We start from the raw sequence: 16,882 nt of genomic DNA on the forward strand, positions 1-16,882 counted from the left end.
GCGAGGGGGGCGCCAGCCGGCCCGCGGGCTCCAGCCACGGAAGTCCCGGGCGAGCGTCCATTTCCTCGCGCGTCCCTGCTACGCCCACGCGCAGCGGCACGCGGCATGCGCGGGGATGATGGCGCGCCCCACGACATCAGCGCTCGAACGACCGCGCGCGCCCAAACCGCCCCGGCCCCTGCCGATCGCCTGGCCGCGCCGTTACACTCGAGGTTCTTTGTGTCTGCCGAGGGAACTCCGTGAAACGACCGATCGTGAGCCTGCTGGCGCTTGCGCTGTCCGGCGCCAGCCTGGCGGCACCGCCGCCCGCACCGACCTTCGACACCAAGCGCTTGTCCGCCGACGTCAAGACACTGGCCTCCGACGCCTACGAGGGCCGCGCCCCGGGCTCGGCGGGCGAGGAGAAGACCGTGGCCTATCTGAGCGCGCAGTTCCAGGCGGCCGGCCTGCAGCCCGGCGGCGACCTGCGCGACGGCAAGCGCCTGTGGACCCAGGCGGTGCCGCTGCGCCGCGCCGACATCGTCGGTACGCCGCAGCTGGCCATCGCCAGCGGCGACCAGCGCCAGGCCCTGACCCAGGGCCAGCAGATCGCCGTGCGCGCCGCGCTCGACGGCAGCAGCCAGGTGACCCTGGACGGCGCACCGCTGGTGTTCGTCGGCTACGGCGTCAAGGCGCCCGAGCGCGGCTGGGACGACTTCAAGGGCGTGGACCTGAAGGGCAAGATCGCGGTGGTGCTGATCAACGACCCCGATTTCGAGACCGGCAAGGGCGCGTTCGACGGCAAGGGCATGACCTACTACGGCCGCTGGACCTACAAGTTCGAGGAAGGCGCGCGGCAGGGCGCGGCCGGCGTGCTGATCGTGCACGAGACCGCACCGGCGTCCTACGGCTGGGCCACCGTCGCCAACTCCAACACCAACAGCATGTTCGACGTGGTCCGCGACGATCCCAAGTCGGTGCACCCGGAGCTGGAGGGCTGGATCCAGCGCGACCTGGCGGTGGACCTGTTCAAGCGCGCCGGGCTGGATTTCGATGCGCTGAAGAAGCAGGCGCAATCGCGCGACTTCAAGCCGGTGGAGCTGAAGGGCGAGCGCCTGTACGCCGACTACGCGGTGAAGTCGGAGGTGATCACCTCGCGCAACGTGGTCGCGCGCCTGCCCGGCAAGACCCGGCCGGACGACACCCTCATCTACACCGCGCACTGGGATCACCTGGGCGTGGGCGCGCCCGACGCCAAGGGCGACCGCATCTTCAACGGCGCGCTGGACAACGCCAGCGGCGTCGCCGCGCTGCTGGAACTGGCCCGCGCCTTCGCCAAGGGCCCGGCGCCGCAGCGCTCGGTGGTGTTCATGGCGGTCACCGCCGAGGAGAAGGGCCTGCTCGGCTCGGAGTACTACGCCTCCAAGCCGCTGTATCCGCTGGCGCGCACGGTGGCGGTGATCAACATGGACGGCATGAGCCCGTTCGGGCCCTCGCGCGATTTCGGCATCTACGGCACCGCCAAGCTGGAACTGCTCGACGACCTCAAGCGCGTGGCTAAGGGCTGGGACCTGCGCTACACGCCCGACCCGAAGCCGGAAGCCGGCTACTTCTTCCGCTCGGATCACTTCTCCTTCGCCAAGCGCGGCGTGCCGGCGCTGTCCTTCGCCGCCGGCCAGGACTGGGTGGACGGCGGCGTGGCGGCCGGCAAGGCCGCCTCGGACGACTACACCGCCAAGCGCTACCACCAGCCCGGCGACGAATGGCAGCCGAACTGGACCTTCGCCGGCGCCGCGCGCGACATGCAGGTGCTGTACACGCTGGGCGAGGAACTGGCCAATTCGACGCAGTGGCCGAATTGGAGCCGCGACTCCGAGTTCCGCGCCACCCGCGACGCCAGCGCCGCACAGCGCCAAGCCGCGCCCGCCAAGTGAGTCACGCCCCAGTGCCGCCTGCGCCGCAGGCGGCTGCGGATCCGCCGCCGGGTGCGCGCGCGGAAGGCGCCGATCCGATGGGCGCCGACGCGGGGAGCGATCCGCTGCCGCGCTGGCTGGTCTACCTCGGCGTGGCCATGGCGTTCCCATTGGTAGGGCCGCCGCTGGGGACTGCGGCGGTCTTGCTGCCGATGATGGCGGTCGCGTGGCTCTGGGGCGGTGCTCACCTCGGTGACATCGGCGGCGGGCTGCTGATGCTGCTGGGGATCGCGCTGTATTCCTACCTGTTCGGCGTCTTGCCGGCCTTGCTGACCGGCCTGGTCGCAGTACGCGCCTGGCCGCATCTGCGCGGCTGGCGCGCGCATCTGCGCATCGGCCTGGTCGGCGCCGGGTTCTCGGCAGCGTGCATCGGCTCGGCGATCGCGCTGTTCGGCGATCACGCCGAGATCGGTGCGCTGTCCGCCGCGGCAGGGCTGTGCGCGCTGGCCGGCTTCAGCGGCGCCACGTTGCTGTCGCGCGCGCTGCAAACTTTGCGCGGCGGCTGAGCGCCGCCGCGGCTCAGCCGCCGCTGGCCTGCTGCAGCGAGGGGGTGCGCCAGCCGGCGCGCACGCCCCAGAAGTAGAAGCCCAGCGCGACCACGCCGACCACCACCAGGTCCGGCCCGTAGGACAGGTAACCGTGGCCGCCGAAGGTGGTGCTGCCGGCCCACGACAGCAGGGCGATGGTCGGCAGATAGGCGATCAGCCAGCTGGCGCCGCGCAGGTGCCGACGGAAATCCTTCCAGCCGTCGCGCTGCTGGTAGTAGGCGTACACCGGCAGGGCGACCAGCATCAGCAGGATGATCTCGCCGGTCAGCGGCCAGCGCGCCCAGTACAGCAGTTCGGTGGCCAGCACGAAGGCGGCGGCGGCCAGCACCGGCAGGCCGGCGATGCGCAGCGGTCGGTGCATCTCCGGCGCGTGCTTGCGCAGCGCCATGGCGCTGATCGGGCCGGTCAGGTAGGAAATGATCGTCGCCACCGAGATCACCGCCGCCAGCGTGCCCCAGCCGCGGAAGAAGAACAGGAACAGGTAGGACACCAGCAGGTTGAAGAACATCGCCGGGCGCGGCACGCCCCAGGTCGGATGGATCCGGCCCAGCACCTTGGGCATGGTGCCGTTGCGCTCCATGCCGTAGATCATCCGCGCGGTGGTGGCGGTGTAGGTGATGCCGGTGCCGCTGGGGCTGACGAAGGCGTCCACGTACAGCAGCATCGCCAGCCAGTGCAGGTTGACGATGATCGCCAGCTGCGCGAACGGCGAGCGGAAGTCGATGCCGTGCCAGCCGGCCTTGGCCAGCAGGTCCGGCGGCACGGCGCCCAGATAAGCGACCTGCAGCAGCACGTAGACCACCGTGGCCAGCGCGATCGAGCCGAGCACGGCGAACGGGATGCTGCGCCCGGGATTGCGCGCCTCGCCGGCCAGGTTCACCGGACTCTGGAAGCCGTTGAAGCTGAACACGATGCCGGCGGTGGCCACCGCGGTGAGCACCGCGGCGAAGTCGATGGTGTGGTTGCCGCCGTGCAGGCCGACGCTGAAGTTCTCGCTGTGGAAGCCGCTGGCGATCAATGCCACGCCGGTCAGCGCCGGCACCACCAGCTTGAACACGGTGATCAGGCTGTTGGAGCGCGCGAACAGCTTGACGCTCCAGAAGTTCAGCAGGAAATACACCAGCACCAGCACCGCGGCGATGCACAGGCCGGGCACCGACAGCTCGCCGGCGCCGCCGGGCTGCTGCACGTACAGATCCTGCGCCCACTGCCAGGGCCAGGAGGCCATGTACTGCACCGAGGCCTCGGCCTCCACCGGGATCACCGACACGATCGCGATCCAGTTGGCCCAGCCGGCGATGAAGCCAACCAGCGAACCGTGCGAATAGTGACTGTAGCGGACCATGCCGCCAGACTCGGGGAACATCGCGCCGAGTTCGGCATAGGCCAGGGCGATGGTGGTGACGATCGCCGCGCCCAGCACCCAGGCCCAGATCGCACCGGGGCCGGCCAGCCCGGCGGCGCGCCAGGCGCCGAACAGCCAACCGGAACCGATGATCGAACCGAGGCCGGTCAGCATCAGGGCGAACGGGCCGACATCGCGGCGCAGGGCGGTTTGGGTCATGGCGGGTCCGGCGGCGGCGGGAAGCGGGGGATGATCGCATAAAGCCGGGAATGGGGATTGGGGAATGGGGAATCGGAAAAGCGGCATGTCGTTGGCTGAACGTTCCCGGCTTGCGCTCAACGATTCTCCATTCTCCATTCCCGATTCCCGATTCCCGCCTTACGCAAGCTTTACGCCCCAGGCCCTCTTCCGCCATGGAACGCTTACGCGGCGCGCGCGCAGACTGCGCCACGTCCTTTCCGTTGGATGTGTTCCATGTCGATTCTGCTGATCCAGGGCCCGCATCGCGATGCGTCGGCCATCGCCGCGGCGCAGTGTCTGGCCGCTTCCCATGCCGCGCAGGTGGTGCCGGTGGCCTGTGCCGATGCCGCGCAGATCGTGGCGCGGCTGCGGCAGGGCGCGTGCGACGACACCGAGCTGGTGCTGCTGGATTCCGGCGAGTTGCCGGCATCAGAGCTGGCCGACCATGGCGCGCAGTTGTGCGCGGCGCTGGATGCGCTGGGCCATCCGTACATCGAGGTGCACGATGCCAGCGCGCAGGCGCTGGAACCGCTGCTGCATCCGCGGCACATGCCGTTGCTGACGGTGATCGCCAACGGTGCGCTCGCCGACAGCTACGCGATCGCCCTGGGCGTGGCGCAGCGCCGGCTCGGTGCGCGCGCGGCGCTGGCCAACTGAGGGCGCCGCCATGTCGATCCTGTTGCTCCGTGGCCCGGACTGCGTGGCCGGCCATCGCGGCCGCCCGGCCCGCATCGCCCCACCGGTGATGCGGCAATTGCTGGCCCATGCCGGCCGCGCCGGCAAGACCCTGGCAGTACGCGGCTGCGCCAGCGAGCGCGAACTGCTGCAGGCGCTGGCCCAGGCCGATCAGGCCGGGGTGGAGATGCTGCTGCTGGATCCGGGCGCGTGCTCGGACAGCGCCATCACCGCCGACGCGGTCGCGCACCTGCGCCGGCCCTACGTGGAAGTGCACGACGATGCCAGCGATCGCCGCGAAGCCTGCCTGTGTGCGGCGTCGGGGCAGCGCCTGGGCCAGGTCGGCGGCTACTGCGCGCAGGGCTACGCACTGGCGCTGTCGATCGCGCTCGAACATCTTGGCTGCAACGGCTACGAAGGCGATGTCCACGTCGGCACCTGAGCGCGCGCGCCACTATCTGGCCGACTACGAGGCCTACAGCTTCGGCCAGCGCGTGGCCTGGGGCACCCTGGCGCACACCTGGGCCGAGCCCGCGCCGCTGGATCCGGAGCGGCTGCTGTGCCGCCTGCGCGCGCAGGCGGCGCAACGTCATGGCGTGGACAGCGCGGAGATCCGCATCCGCAGCGTGAGCCGGCTGTAGGGCGCGCTGTCGCCTGGAATGGCGCCGCCGCCTCGGCGTGCGGCTGGGCTGCGGTTTCGTCCTGCCAAGGCCCGGTCCCATCCTCGCCAGCGGCGGTTTCGTCGCACGCCGCTGGCGCCGTGCGACGCCGCGGCTATCCTCGCCGGAACTTCCCAGTCCCCGGCCGCCATGCTCGCCAGCCTGTTCTTCCTCGTTCGCCTGTTGTGCGCCTGGGCAGTGGCGGTGGTTGTCGCCGCCTTCGTCTGGGCCGGCTTGTTCTACGGCATGAATTCCGGGCCGGGCTGGCTGTTCGGCCTGATGGCGATGCTGCTGATGCTGTCGGCGCTGATCGCCGGCATCACCCACCTGCGCAAGGTCTGGCTGATCGCCGGGCGCCTGGACTGGGGCACCCTGGCCAGCCGCCAGCGGCGCCAGATCGAGATCCCGCTGGACACCCATGAGGCGTTCGCACTGCTGGATGCGGCGGTGCGCGAGCTGCCGCGGGTGGAGGAGGTGGAAAGCACGCTGGACAGCCTGCAGGTGCGCGCCAAGGTGCGCCGCATCGATCCCTACAACGGCCGCCCGCCGTCGCGCTGGAACCTGGCCGCGCGCTTCGCGGTCAAGCGCAACCAGGTGGTGGCGACGGTGACCCCGGGCACCGGCACCAGCAGCCTGACCCTGCTGCTGGAGCCGGATGCCAGCGCCTGGATCGACCTGTTCGCGGTCGACGAGGGCAGCAACTACGAGAACGCCGAAGCCCTGGGTCGTGCGCTGGCGCGGCGCGTGGCCGAGCTGCGCCGCGACGAGCAGGCCGCCGCCACACAGGCCGCCACCGAGCAGGAACTGACCGTGGCGCGGCTGAACCTGCTGCACGCGCAGGTCGAGCCGCACTTCCTCTACAACACGCTGGCCAGTGCACAGGTGCTGGCGCGGACCGATCCGCCGCGCGCCGACCTGATGCTGGGCTATCTGATCCAGTACCTGCGGCGTTCGCTGCCCAGCACCGAGGACGCGATGAGCTCGCTCGGCGACGAACTCGAGCGGACCCAGGCGTACCTGGAGATCCTGCGCATCCGCATGGGCGCACGCCTGCAACTGCAGGTGCAGGTGCCGGAGACGATGAAGACGCTGCCGCTGCCGTCGATGATGCTGCAGACGCTGGTGGAGAACGCGATCAAGCACGGTCTGGAACCCAAGCCCGGCGGCGGCACCATCTGGATCCTGGCGCGCGCGGTCGACGACCACGTCACCCTGACCGTAGCCGACGACGGCCTGGGCTTCAACACCCAGTCCAGCGGCACCGGCATCGGCCTGAAGAATTTGCGCGAGCGCTTGCGCCTCACCTATGCCGGCGCGGCGAGCTTCGCCATCGTCTCCAACTTCCCCAGCGGCGTGGCCGCCACCATTACCCTGCCGTGGCCGGCGGGGACGACGCAGACACCGCCGCCAGCGCCGGCAGCGGTGGCGATGCACACGGGAGCGCACCATGACTGACGCGATCGTCGCCGAGGACGAAACCCTGCTGCGCGATGCGCTGGTCGCGCTGCTGGGCGAGGTGTGGCCGGAGTTGCGCATCGTCGCCGAGTGCGAGGACGGCGCCAGCGCGCTGGAGCGGCTGGCCGAGCTGCGCCCGCAGGTGGCGTTCCTGGACATCCGCATGCCCGGGCTGAGCGGCATCGAGGTGGCGCGTGCGCTGGGCGAACTGAGCCCGCACACGCAGGTGGTGTTCGTCACTGCCTACGACCAGTACGCCATCGACGCGTTCGAGCATGGCGCGGTGGACTACCTGCTCAAGCCGATCGTGCGCGAGCGTCTGCAGGCCACGGTGCAGCGGCTGCAGGCACGGGCGGCGCAGGGGCCGGATCCGGCGGTGCTCGACGCGCTGCTGCAGCGTCTGCAGCAGCGCCCGGCCGCGCCGTCGGCGCCGCCACCGCTGGCCTGGGTCACCGCCAGCAGCGGCCGCGAGACGCGGCTGATCCTGCTCGACGATGTGCTGTATTTCCAGGCCGACAGCAAGTACACCACGGTGCTCACCCGGGATGGCGAGGCGGTGCTGCGCACCTCCTTGCGCGAGCTGCTGGACGTGCTCGATCCGGCGGCGTTCCGGCAGATCCACCGCTCCACCATCGTCAACCTCAAGGCGGTGGCCTCGGTGGTGCGCGACGACACCGGCAAGGGCCGGCTGAAGCTGCGCCACCGCGACGAGGTCCTGACCGTCAGCCAGCCGTACATGAGCCTGTTCCGCGGCATGTAGCCGCGCATTACCCCCGCTTCGCACTGGAACAAGGAATCTCCGCCATGCGTCTGCTCTCCGTGCTGTGGTCGTGCCTGCTCGGCCTGTTCGGCTGCCAGGGACATGCCGATCTCGACCTGTCCATGGGCGCCCGCCGCGAGACCGTGGTGCAGGCCAGCGAACGCGGCGTGCCGCTGCTCTTCAGCCGCACCACGTATCGCGGTGGCCTGGCCACGTTCCGTTGCATCGACAGCCGCAGCGGGCGCTGCCACTACCGGGTCTACGCCGCCTGCACGGCATCGCCGCAGGCCAGCGGCGGCGATGGCGCTGCCTGCAATCCGCGCGTGCTGCAGGCCTTCGATCTGGCGATCGGTCAGCGCCGCGAGATCGCCGGGCTGCCACGCGACTTCCGCCAGTGCGTGGTGTCGGATGCACCGGCGTCGGCCTGCGGGCGCGAGTGAGAGGCGATAGCGAACGGCTGGTCGATACGATCTTCCGCCACATCCAGCGATGTCACGATGGCCGCGGCTGTTGTGGGAGGGACTTCAGTCCCGACGCGTCTGCAATGGAGCTGCCGGATGGCGTCTTGCGTCGCGACCGAAGTCGCCCCCACGCGGGCATTACCGCGGAGCTGTCGGACGTCGCGCGTCGCGGCTGAAGCCGTTGAGAGGCATTGCCGCAGAGCCGTCGGACGACGTCATGCGTCGCGGCTGAAGCCGTTCCTGCGCGATGCCTCGTTGCGGTCCGAAGATCGGCACCGTCGGAGCGGCGTCAGCCGCGACCCGGATGCGAGGTCGACCGACGCATCGCGTCGCCGTATCCGCCCTTGCATCCGACTGTCGCAATCGGATCGCTGCCGTTGTGGGAGGGACTTCAGTCCCGACGCCTCCGCAACGGAGCCGCCGGATGGGCTCTCGCGTCGCGACTGAAGCCGCTCCCACAGGACGCTGTCCCGCGATCCCACAGCACGCTGGCACGAACGGCGTCGCGTCGTGCGCAATGACGCGCACCCACTCAGTAATCCACGCCCACCGAGAACAACAGCGTGCGCGGGTCGCCCAGGGCCACGGCGCGCTGCAGGCCGCCGGTGAAGTAGTCGCGGTCGAAGGCGTTCTTCAGGTTCAGCGCGTAGCGCCAATGGCCCTGGCGGTAGCCCAGGCCGGCATCGAATACCAGGTAGCCGGGAATGCGATGGCCGTAAGCGGTCTTCTCGCCTTCGGCGCGGGCGCCGCCGCTGACGCTCCAGCCGTCGGCCGCGCCGTGGGCGGTGTACTGCAGCCACACAGAACCGCTATGCCGCGGCACGTTGTTCAGGCGGCTGCCGACGCTGCTGACACGCTGGCCACCGTCGTCGGTGACCACCGCATCGGTGTAGGCGTAGCCGCCGAACAGGCTCAACCCGTTGCCCAGGTCGGCGGCGGCGTTGAGCTCCAGGCCGCGGCTGCGCTGTTCGCCCACGGCGATGCTGTAGCCGTCGTTGAACGGATCGCTCTGCAGCACGTTGCGCCGGCGCAGGTCGTACAGCGCCATGCTCAGGCTGGTGCCGCTGCCGACTTCCATCTTGACGCCCAGTTCCACCTGGCGCCCGCGCTCGGGATCGAACTGCGCGCCCTGCGCATCGACGCCGACATTGGGATAGAACGAGGTGGCGACGCTGACATACGGGCGCAGCCCGCCACCGGCGTCGAACATCAGCGCTGCCGAACCCGTCGTGGCACTGTTGTCGGTGCGCGTGTCGCTGCCGGCCAGCCGGTCCTCGCTGCGGTTGCGGCTGCGGTCGTGGCGCAGGCCCACCAGCAGTTGCCAGTCCGGCGCGAACTGGATGCGGTCGCGCAGGTACAGGCCGCCCGAGATCACCACGCTGAGGTTGTCGCGGGTGGGGCGTGCCGGGCAGGTCACGGCGCTGCCGTAGACCGGCGCGTACACGTCGAGATTGCCGACGCGGCAGGTCGACTGCACGTTCCATTCCCAGGTCTTGAACGCGTCCAGGCCGGCGGTGACGGTGTGCTGCCAGGTGCCGGTGGCGAAGCCGCCCTGCAGGTAGGTGTCCTGCACCCAGGTGCGTCCGTCGAACTGTTGCTGGGTGGCGGTACGGCGCAGGGTGCGCAGGTTGGCGGCCAGGCCGTTGTTGGCGATCAGGAAACCGTCCAGGCCGAAGCTCTGCCAGCGCGCGGCATGGTGCAGGCTCCAGCCGTTGTCGAAGCGGTGATCGAGCACGTAGCCGATCCGGCTCTGATGGCTGTGGTACGGCCGCTGCCCGGGTTCGCCGGTGAACAGCGCGCGGTCGATCCTGCCGTTGCGATTGGGTTCGGCGCTGCCTTCCCAGGGCAGGCCCTGCTGGCGGATGTAGTCGCGTTCCTGGTAGCTGGTCAGCAGCACGAAATCGGTGCGCGGGCCCAGGTCCAGCGACAGCGAGGGGGCGATCCAGCGGCTGCGGAAGTACACGTGGTCGGTCGGGTCGTCGCTGTTCATCGCCAGCGCATTGAGGCGCAGTGCGACCTTGCCATCGGCCGACAGCGGCTGGGTGAGATCGACGCTGCCCTGGCGCAGGCCGTCGCTGCCCACGCCCAGGTCGACCCGCCGCATCGGCTCGGCGCCGGGACGCTTGCTGATCAGGTTGACCAAGCCGCCCGGCAGCACCTGTCCGTACAGCAGCGAAGCCGGGCCCTTCAGCACCTCCACCTGCTGCACGCCGAACAGTTGCTCGGCCACGCGGTTGCTGTCGGCGGTGCGCAGGCCGTCGACGAACAGCGCGTCGGAGGCGGTCTGGCCGCGGATGATCAGGTCGTCCCAGCCGCGCCGGCCGTAGGTGTTGGCGACGACCCCGGAGACGTTGTGCAGGGCATCGGACAGGGTGCGCGCCTGCTGGCTGTCCAGCAGCGCGCGCGGCACCACGGTGATCGAGAACGGCGTCTGCGCCAGCGGCGCATCCGACTTGTCGGCCTGCACCGGTCCGGTGGCGCGGAAGCCGCTCTGCGCATCGGCGCGCACCTGCACCGTGGGCAGGGCGGTCGCCTGTGCGGCATCGACGCCGCTGTCGGCGTTCGAGGCGGTGTCGGCACTGGCGGCGTGCGCAGGCAGAGACAGCGCCATGCCCAGCAGGCAGGCGCACGAAAGGGGATGCAGTGTCATCGAGACCGTGGAGCGAAAGTTCTAATCGAGAATGATTATATTTCGCGAAACGGGCGTTGGGAATGCCCCGTGTCACCGCGGTCGGCCGACGCCGGCTGCGTCGGGTCGGTGCGGTTTGACTGGGGGCTGGCATCGCCGTGGCGTTGCGCCCTTGCGGCGATCGCGGGCTTGAGCGCACACGCCGTCGGACGCGCGGATCACGACCGACTGTGCGCGTGTTGCGCCCGATTCGCGCCCGCGCGTGATGTGGTCGGCGGGCGCGCCGTCTATCGCAGACGGCGCGCGTGAGATGCGTGTGCGGCCGACTCAGCCGGCGACGCGGAACACGCCGGGCTGGCCGCCGGGCGGCGTGCCTTCGAATTGGATCAGCGAGGCGACCAGTTCGGCATGCAGGCGGATGCGGCCCATCTCGCGCATGATCCGGATGTCCTCGTGGCGCAGTTCGCGGTTGGCCACCACCTCGCGCTTGTAGGCGAGGATCTCCGGGTACTTGCGCGCCATGTTCAGCGCGTCGGCCACGCACTCCACGGTATCGGCATCGGCCGACAGCGGTTCGCGGCTGTTGAACGCGGTGAGCCAGCGCTCGAAGCCGGCGGTGCGGTCGAACATGTTGGCGATGAACCAGATCACGAACAGGATCGCCACCCACGAGGTGACCACGATGACGATGCGCGAGAACGTCAGGTGGTAGTCGTGCTGCCACAACTGCGCAGTGATCACGCCGAGCAGGATCAGCGAGATCGCCTGCCAGCCGATGATCGACGCCACCAGCCACTGCTGCTTGGCCTTGGCCAGCAACGCGACCTCTTCGCGGATCTGCGCCTCGCTCTTGTGCTGCCAGTGCGCGACCTGTTCGGGAAACGAGCGCTGATGCAGCGCGTTGTCCTCGAGCAGCAATCCCAAGCCTTTGAACAGAGCGAGCATGACGGGCTCCTTGCAGATGCGGTGACGGACGCGGAACGTCGGTTGGCGATCTTGAGGCAGCTTCTTTCTAGCACAGCGGCCGCAAAGTGCATGCTGCGGTCGCACATGCGGCGCGGCAGCGGCGCGCCATACGCCATCGCACGGCGCTCGCGCCGCTTTCGCTACCATCGGCGCATGCCCCCGCTGCTACGCACCCTCTCCGCTCCGGCCACCGCGCAGATCCGCCGCTGGGTGCTGGGCGCGTTCCCGCGCGAGCGCGACGCCATCGACTACGACCAGCCGCTTGGCGATGTGGGCCTGTTCGGTCCGGACAGCGTCACCTGGCGCATCCATGCCGAGTTTCCCGGGATGCTGGCCGGCGGGCTGTGTGCGCTGCTGCTGCAGACCCTGCATCCGCTGGCGCTGGCCGGGGTCTACGACCATTCCAACTTTCGCGAGGATCTGGTCGGGCGCCTGCGCCGCACCACCCAGTTCGTCGCCGCCACCAGCTACGCGCCCACCGACGCGGCGCAGCGCCAGATCGCCCGTGTGCGTGCGATCCACACGCGGGTGCGCGGCCACACGCCCGACGGGCGCGCCTACGCCGCCGACGATCCGGCGCTGCTGACCTGGGTCCACGTGACCGAGGCCTACGGCTTCCTGCAGGGCTACCGCCGCTACTGCCGCGCGGCGCCGACGGCGATCGCCGACCGCTATTACGACGAAGGCCGGCGCGTCGCCGAAGCGCTGGGCGCACGCGACGTCCCGGCCAGCGAGGCGGCGGTGCTGGACTATTTCGCGCGGCAGCGGCCGCTGCTGCGGGTGGATGCGCGCTCGCGCGAGGTGCTGGCGGTGCTGTCCGGGCTGCGTCTGCCGGTGCCGGCGCCGGGGCTGTCGCGCGAACTGTTCCTGGGCGCCGGCGCGGCCTTGCTGCCGCCATGGGCCAGCGCCCTGCTGCGGCAGGCACGGCTGCAGCGCACCGGCCCGACGGTGCCGGCCTGGTTGCTGCAGCAGGTGGCGCCGCTGTTCCGGGTGGCACTGCACGATGGCATCGCCGCGCGTGCGTGCCGACGGGTGGGACTGACGACGCAGGCACTGGCGCAGTGGCCGCAGCGGACTGAATGATTTATCCGCATCGCTGAACGCAGTATCGCGTCACGGATGGTCAAGATCGCCGATCCCAGGCCGCTGTATCCAGCATCTACGCCGCACTCCCGACCCTCGATGCCGCCGAACCCGCTCGCCGACAGGAAGCGTGACCGTCGCTTTCGGCACAGCCTGCGTCGCGTCACGCGCGCGCCGTTGCGGGCGATCGCGACCTGGGGCGTGGCGCTGGCGGTGCTGCTGGCCGCCGGCCTGGTGCTGGTGCTGGCGCAGGACCGCCACAACCGCCTGGCCGCAGCGCAGCGGCAGAGCCTGGCCCTGGCCACCGGCAGCGACCGCCTGCTGCAGTTGCAACTGGACAATCTCGGCCAGGCCCTGCATGGCGAGGGCCTGAGTGCGCAGGCGCTGCTGGCGGAGACGCCGATGCGAGCGCCCGAGCTGATCGCCGCCTCGCTGCACGGCCTGCAGGCGCGGCACCCGGAACTGCGCGACGTGGCCCTGCTGGATGTGCAGGGCCAACGCCGCTTCGGCGGCACGGGCGATCCGCAACTGCGCGCATGGATGCCGCGCGCGCGCTGCGGCGACCGGGTCTGCGTGAGTCCGCCAGTGCGCCTGGCCGATGGCGAGGCGGTGGTGCGCGTGGCGGTCCCGTGGGGCACCGATGGCTGGGTCGAGGCGCAATGGCGGGTGGCCGCGTTGCAACGCATCGTGCAGGGCACCGACAGCGGGCGCGACGGCATCGTCGCGCTGACCGACGCGCAGGGCGTGCTGCTGGCCGCCAGCCGTCCGCTCGCGGCCGGCCAGCCACGTCTGCCGATCGCGCTGGCGCAGCCGATGCCGCACGGCGGCGCCCTGGGGGTACGCCGCGATGTCTTCGACGGGACACCGCGGATCCTGGCGCTGAGCGGCGGCGGTGCGTATCCGTTGCTGGCGGTGGCTGGCGTGGGGCTGCGCGAGACGCTGTCCGGCTGGTGATGGTTCGCCGCGGCGGCGGCGCTGGTGTACGTGCTGTACCTGCTCGGCCTGGCCTATCTGCTGGTCAGCCTGCGCCGCGCCGAGCGTCGCCAGCGCCACCTGCTGCAGCGCCTGCGCCGCGGCGACGAGGATCTGCGCCTGGCGCACGGGATGGGCGGCATCGGCACCTGGCGCGTCGACATCGCGCGGCGCGTGCTGCGCCTGTCCGAACCGACCGGCGCGATGTTCGGCCTGCAGCGCATGCAACTGCCCATCGAGGCGTTCCTGGCGCGGATCCACGACGAGGATCGCGCACGGGTGACGCAGCTGTACGAGGACGCGGCGCAAGGGCGCGCGGACTACAACACCGTCTATCGCATGCACCTGCCCGATGGACGCCTGCGCTGGCTGGCAGCGCGCGGCGCGCTGGTGCACACCCGCGAGGGCGTGTGCATGACCGGCGCGGTGCAGGATGTCAGCGACCGGGTGGCGGCGCACGCGCGCCTGCTCGATGCTGAGCGCCAGTTCCGCCTGGTGTTCGATCGCAATCCGTTGCCGTACTGGGTGTTCGCCGTGGACAGCCTGCGCTTCCTGGAAGTGAACCAGGCCGCGGTGCGCCAGTACGGCTACAGCCGCGAGGAATTCCTGGCGATGGACCTGCGCGACCTGCGCCCGGCGGAGGATGCCGAGCGCTTGCTGCAGGACGTGCGCAAACCGCGCGAGGGCTTCGACGCGCCGAGCGTGTGGACGCATCGGCGCAAGGACGGCAGCCTGCTGTCGGTGTGCATCCACAGCGCCGACCTGGAGTTCGGCGGCGTGCCGGCGCGGCTGATCCTGGCCGAGGACGTCACTGAGCGCCTGGCCCACGAACGCGAACTGGCCTATCTCGCACGCCACGAATTCAGCACCGGCCTGCTCAAGCCGCGGGCGCTGGCCGAAGCCCTGCGCGCGCAGCGCGGCGGCTACGCCATCGCCTACGTGCAGGTGCGTGGCCTTGCCCTGATCGGCGACACCCTGGGCCGCGCCGTCGGCGATGCAGTGCGTTGCGCAGTGGCCGAGCGCATCCGCGCGCTCGGCGAGCGCTTCGGGCTGAGCGCGCACCAGCCGGCGCAGGACTTCGTGCTGGCGATCCTGGACCCGCAGGCCCTGCCGCTGGCCTTGCAGGCGCTGCAGGAAGCGCTGTACGCACCGGTGCAGGGCGGCGAATTCGCTCAGCAGCTGCAGGCGCACATCGGCGTGGCGCTGTGTCCGGACGATGCCGCCGATGCCGACGAGGCGATCGGCAGCGCCGCGCAGGCCGCGCATGCGGCGCAGGCAGAGGGCCGCAGCCTGGTGCGCTTCGACCGCGCCATGGCCGCGCGCACCGGCGAACGCCTGCGCCTGGCCGGGCGTATCCAGCAGGCGATCGAGCGCCAGGAGTTCGAGCTGTATTTCCAGCCGATCATGGATGCCGTCAGCGGCGCGCCGCGCGAACTGGAAGCACTGATCCTCTGGCCGCAGGCCGATGGCGGTTTCATCGCGCCGGATGCGTTCATCCAGTTGTGCGAGGACACCGGGCTGATCCTGCCGCTGGGGCGCTGGGTGATGCGCGCGGCGGCGCGGGCGCGTCGCGCCCTGGTCGAGCACGGATGGCCGGACCTGCCGGTGGCGGTGAACGTGTCGGCGCTGCAGTTCTTCGACGGCGACCTGGTCGCCGACCTGGTGCAGGCCTGCGCCGAGGCCGGGCTGGCCGCCAACGGCCTGCAGTTGGAGCTGACCGAGAGCAGCCTGATGCGGCAGCCGCAGCAGGCCGGCGACGTGCTGCGGCAGTTGCGCGCGCTGGGCGTGCGCGTGGCCCTGGACGATGTCGGCACCGGCTTCTCCAGCATGGCGTATCTGCGCGACCTGCCGCTGGACACGCTGAAGATCGATCGCAGCTTCGTCGCCGAGGTCGACCGCGATCCGCGCAACGCCTCGATCTGCCAGGCGCTGCTGACCCTGGGGCATTGCCTGGGGCTGGACGTGGTCGCCGAGGGCGTGGAAACCGAGGCGCAGCTGCGCTGGTTGCGCACGCACGGCTGCGGCGGCGTGCAGGGCTATCTGCTCGGGCGTCCGGCCCCGTTGGCGGATGTGCTGCAGCGGTTCGGCGCGGTCACAGCATGAGTTCCACGTCGTGGCCGCTGCCCGGTGCCGGCAGCGGCTCGCCGTCCCAGTAACGCCGCAGCGGTTCGCGCACCAGGTCCAGCGCGGTGGAGGCACCGCGCGCGCCCGGATAGCGCTGCAGGTTGCGCGACTGCAGCGCGAGCATGCGCCGGTCCTGTTCGCCGACCCGGCGCAGCAGCGGCCACACCAGCAGCCGCACCGCCCACGCCGGCGCCCAGCGCCCCTCCACGTGCAGGCTGGCGAAGACGTCGGTGCTGCGCGCGTCGAGCGGGGTGAAGTGCAGGCTGATCCGCACGCGGCCGCCGCGCGCGTAGCGGTACTCGATCTGCGCGCTGCCGGGCGCGGCGAAATGCGCGCGTTCCAGGATGCGCGGCGACTCGAACAACCGGTACAGCCAGCCGCTCTGCGCCGCGGCGCCGCGGTAGTCGACGTGGAAGCCTTCGTCGGTGTGGCGCAGCTCGGCGCGCATGGCGGTGCGCGCGCCGCCGCGCCGCACCAGCCCCGGATGCAGCAGATGGGTGTGCAGCGGGTCCAGGAAGTTCTCCAGCGCATCGACCACGTGCGCATCCCAGCGCGTGCGCCACAGGAAGCGCCGCGCCGACGGCTGCAGCGCCTGCACCAGGTGCGAGGGCGCGTCCGCGCCTTCCGGATCGGGACGCAGCCAGATCAGGCCGTCGTGCTCGCGCGCGGCGAAGGCGCGGACCCGCACCGCTGGCGGCGCCTGCCCCGGCGGCAGGCCGGGGATCTCGCGCAGGGCGCCGGCGCGGTCGAAGCGCCAGCCGTGATAGGGGCAGGACAGGCCGTCGCCGGTGGCGCAGCCGGCCGACAGCGGCGCGTGCCGGTGCGGGCAGCGGTCTTCCAGCGCCAGCAGGCCGCCGTCGGCGCAACGCGCGATCGCCGCATGCCGGTCCATCACCGACACCGCCAGCGGCTGGCGCCGCAACGCCGTGGCGGGGGCGACGGCGAACCACTGCCGGTACAGGGACGGATGCCAGGCGCTCATGCCGCCGGCGCCACGCGCGTGGTGTGCCGCG

Annotated in this window: 15 protein-coding genes; 11 read left to right on the plus strand and 4 right to left on the minus strand. The window is 71.0% G+C overall.

Going from position 1 to position 16,882, the window contains the following annotated elements:
- The first annotated feature begins 239 nt into the window (after window positions 1–239).
- Both SLW56_RS18710 and SLW56_RS18715 read left to right on the plus strand, forming a co-directional pair.
- Complete coding sequence (locus SLW56_RS18710; RefSeq protein ID WP_152237849.1) at window positions 240–1,913, plus strand: M28 family metallopeptidase; 1,674 nt, start codon at window positions 240–242, stop codon at window positions 1,911–1,913.
- Window positions 1,914–1,990: 77 nt separating this feature from the next.
- Window positions 1,991–2,458 (plus strand): hypothetical protein, encoded by a 468-nt coding sequence (locus SLW56_RS18715; RefSeq protein ID WP_320695295.1) that lies wholly within the window; start codon window positions 1,991–1,993, stop codon window positions 2,456–2,458.
- A 13-nt stretch (window positions 2,459–2,471) separates the two neighbouring features.
- Here the strand turns inward: SLW56_RS18715 and SLW56_RS18720 are convergent, their stop codons facing one another.
- Window positions 2,472–4,064, minus strand: a complete 1,593-nt coding sequence (locus SLW56_RS18720; RefSeq protein WP_320695296.1) for an APC family permease — start codon at window positions 4,062–4,064, stop codon at window positions 2,472–2,474.
- A gap of 255 nt (window positions 4,065–4,319) precedes the next feature.
- Here SLW56_RS18720 and SLW56_RS18725 point away from each other — a divergent pair, with 255 nt between their 5' ends.
- The 6 genes from SLW56_RS18725 (at window position 4,320) to SLW56_RS18750 (ending at window position 8,074) form a co-directional block, all read left to right on the plus strand.
- A complete protein-coding gene (locus tag SLW56_RS18725) occupies window positions 4,320–4,742 on the plus strand; it encodes a hypothetical protein (RefSeq protein ID WP_017913863.1) in 423 nt (140 codons plus the stop codon).
- A gap of 10 nt (window positions 4,743–4,752) precedes the next feature.
- Window positions 4,753–5,202, plus strand: a complete 450-nt coding sequence (locus SLW56_RS18730) for a type II 3-dehydroquinate dehydratase (protein WP_152182479.1) — start codon at window positions 4,753–4,755, stop codon at window positions 5,200–5,202.
- Complete coding sequence (locus SLW56_RS18735) at window positions 5,183–5,401, plus strand: hypothetical protein (RefSeq protein WP_267087372.1); 219 nt, start codon at window positions 5,183–5,185, stop codon at window positions 5,399–5,401. The genes SLW56_RS18730 and SLW56_RS18735 overlap by 20 nt, the downstream gene beginning before the upstream one ends.
- A 168-nt stretch (window positions 5,402–5,569) precedes the next feature.
- Window positions 5,570–6,874 (plus strand): histidine kinase, encoded by a 1,305-nt coding sequence (locus tag SLW56_RS18740; protein ID WP_320695297.1) that lies wholly within the window; start codon window positions 5,570–5,572, stop codon window positions 6,872–6,874.
- Entirely contained in the window at window positions 6,867–7,634 is a 768-nt protein-coding gene (locus SLW56_RS18745) for a LytTR family DNA-binding domain-containing protein (protein ID WP_017916878.1), read from the plus strand. Before SLW56_RS18740 ends, SLW56_RS18745 begins: the two co-directional genes overlap by 8 nt.
- 44 nt (window positions 7,635–7,678) lie before the next feature.
- The gene (locus SLW56_RS18750; protein WP_267100571.1) at window positions 7,679–8,074 is read left to right on the plus strand and encodes a hypothetical protein; all 396 of its coding nucleotides are present in this window, start codon (window positions 7,679–7,681) and stop codon (window positions 8,072–8,074) included.
- Between the two features lie 553 nt (window positions 8,075–8,627).
- Here the strand turns inward: SLW56_RS18750 and SLW56_RS18755 are convergent.
- Together SLW56_RS18755 and SLW56_RS18760 are read right to left on the minus strand one after the other, a co-directional pair.
- Complete coding sequence (locus SLW56_RS18755; protein WP_320695298.1) at window positions 8,628–10,706, minus strand: TonB-dependent siderophore receptor; 2,079 nt, start codon at window positions 10,704–10,706, stop codon at window positions 8,628–8,630.
- A gap of 345 nt (window positions 10,707–11,051) precedes the next feature.
- Window positions 11,052–11,729 carry a hypothetical protein gene (locus SLW56_RS18760; RefSeq protein ID WP_223875750.1) on the minus strand — a complete coding sequence of 226 codons (678 nt, stop codon included), beginning with the start codon at window positions 11,727–11,729 and terminating at the stop codon, window positions 11,052–11,054.
- A gap of 114 nt (window positions 11,730–11,843) precedes the next feature.
- Between SLW56_RS18760 and SLW56_RS18765 the strand changes: the two genes are divergently transcribed.
- The 3 genes from SLW56_RS18765 (at window position 11,844) to SLW56_RS18775 (ending at window position 15,848) form a co-directional block, all read left to right on the plus strand.
- On the plus strand, window positions 11,844–12,773 hold the full coding sequence (locus tag SLW56_RS18765; RefSeq protein ID WP_320695299.1) for an oxygenase MpaB family protein: 930 nt from the start codon (window positions 11,844–11,846) through the stop codon (window positions 12,771–12,773).
- A gap of 177 nt (window positions 12,774–12,950) precedes the next feature.
- Entirely contained in the window at window positions 12,951–13,727 is a 777-nt protein-coding gene (locus SLW56_RS18770) for a hypothetical protein (protein WP_320695300.1), read from the plus strand.
- 24 nt (window positions 13,728–13,751) lie between these two features.
- Entirely contained in the window at window positions 13,752–15,848 is a 2,097-nt protein-coding gene (locus SLW56_RS18775; protein WP_320695301.1) for an EAL domain-containing protein, read from the plus strand.
- On the opposite strand, the gene SLW56_RS18780 is transcribed toward SLW56_RS18775, so the two are convergent.
- A complete protein-coding gene (locus tag SLW56_RS18780; RefSeq protein WP_320695302.1) occupies window positions 15,838–16,851 on the minus strand; it encodes a Rieske 2Fe-2S domain-containing protein in 1,014 nt (337 codons plus the stop codon). The genes SLW56_RS18775 and SLW56_RS18780 overlap by 11 nt on opposite strands.
- Between the last annotated feature and the right edge of the window lie 31 nt (window positions 16,852–16,882).

Source organism: Xanthomonas sp. LF07-6 (genome assembly GCF_034105445.1).
In the GTDB taxonomy this organism is placed as follows: domain Bacteria; phylum Pseudomonadota; class Gammaproteobacteria; order Xanthomonadales; family Xanthomonadaceae; genus Xanthomonas_A; species Xanthomonas_A sontii.

What these genes read in the sequence shown, in the direction of transcription:
- SLW56_RS18730 (WP_152182479.1), top strand. Translation starts at nt 4,753, where the DNA reads ATGTCGATCCTGTTGCTCCGTGGCCCGGACTGCGTGGCCGGCCATCGC.
- SLW56_RS18715 (WP_320695295.1), top strand. Translation starts at nt 1,991, where the DNA reads ATGGGCGCCGACGCGGGGAGCGATCCGCTGCCGCGCTGGCTGGTCTAC.
- SLW56_RS18740 (WP_320695297.1), top strand. Translation starts at nt 5,570, where the DNA reads ATGCTCGCCAGCCTGTTCTTCCTCGTTCGCCTGTTGTGCGCCTGGGCA.
- SLW56_RS18745 (WP_017916878.1), top strand. Translation starts at nt 6,867, where the DNA reads ATGACTGACGCGATCGTCGCCGAGGACGAAACCCTGCTGCGCGATGCG.
- SLW56_RS18750 (WP_267100571.1), top strand. Translation starts at nt 7,679, where the DNA reads ATGCGTCTGCTCTCCGTGCTGTGGTCGTGCCTGCTCGGCCTGTTCGGC.
- SLW56_RS18765 (WP_320695299.1), top strand. Translation starts at nt 11,844, where the DNA reads ATGCCCCCGCTGCTACGCACCCTCTCCGCTCCGGCCACCGCGCAGATC.
- SLW56_RS18755 (WP_320695298.1), bottom strand. Translation starts at nt 10,706, where the DNA reads ATGGCGCTGTCTCTGCCTGCGCACGCCGCCAGTGCCGACACCGCCTCG.
- SLW56_RS18725 (WP_017913863.1), top strand. Translation starts at nt 4,320, where the DNA reads ATGTCGATTCTGCTGATCCAGGGCCCGCATCGCGATGCGTCGGCCATC.
- SLW56_RS18780 (WP_320695302.1), bottom strand. Translation starts at nt 16,851, where the DNA reads ATGAGCGCCTGGCATCCGTCCCTGTACCGGCAGTGGTTCGCCGTCGCC.
- SLW56_RS18720 (WP_320695296.1), bottom strand. Translation starts at nt 4,064, where the DNA reads ATGACCCAAACCGCCCTGCGCCGCGATGTCGGCCCGTTCGCCCTGATG.
- SLW56_RS18735 (WP_267087372.1), top strand. Translation starts at nt 5,183, where the DNA reads ATGTCCACGTCGGCACCTGAGCGCGCGCGCCACTATCTGGCCGACTAC.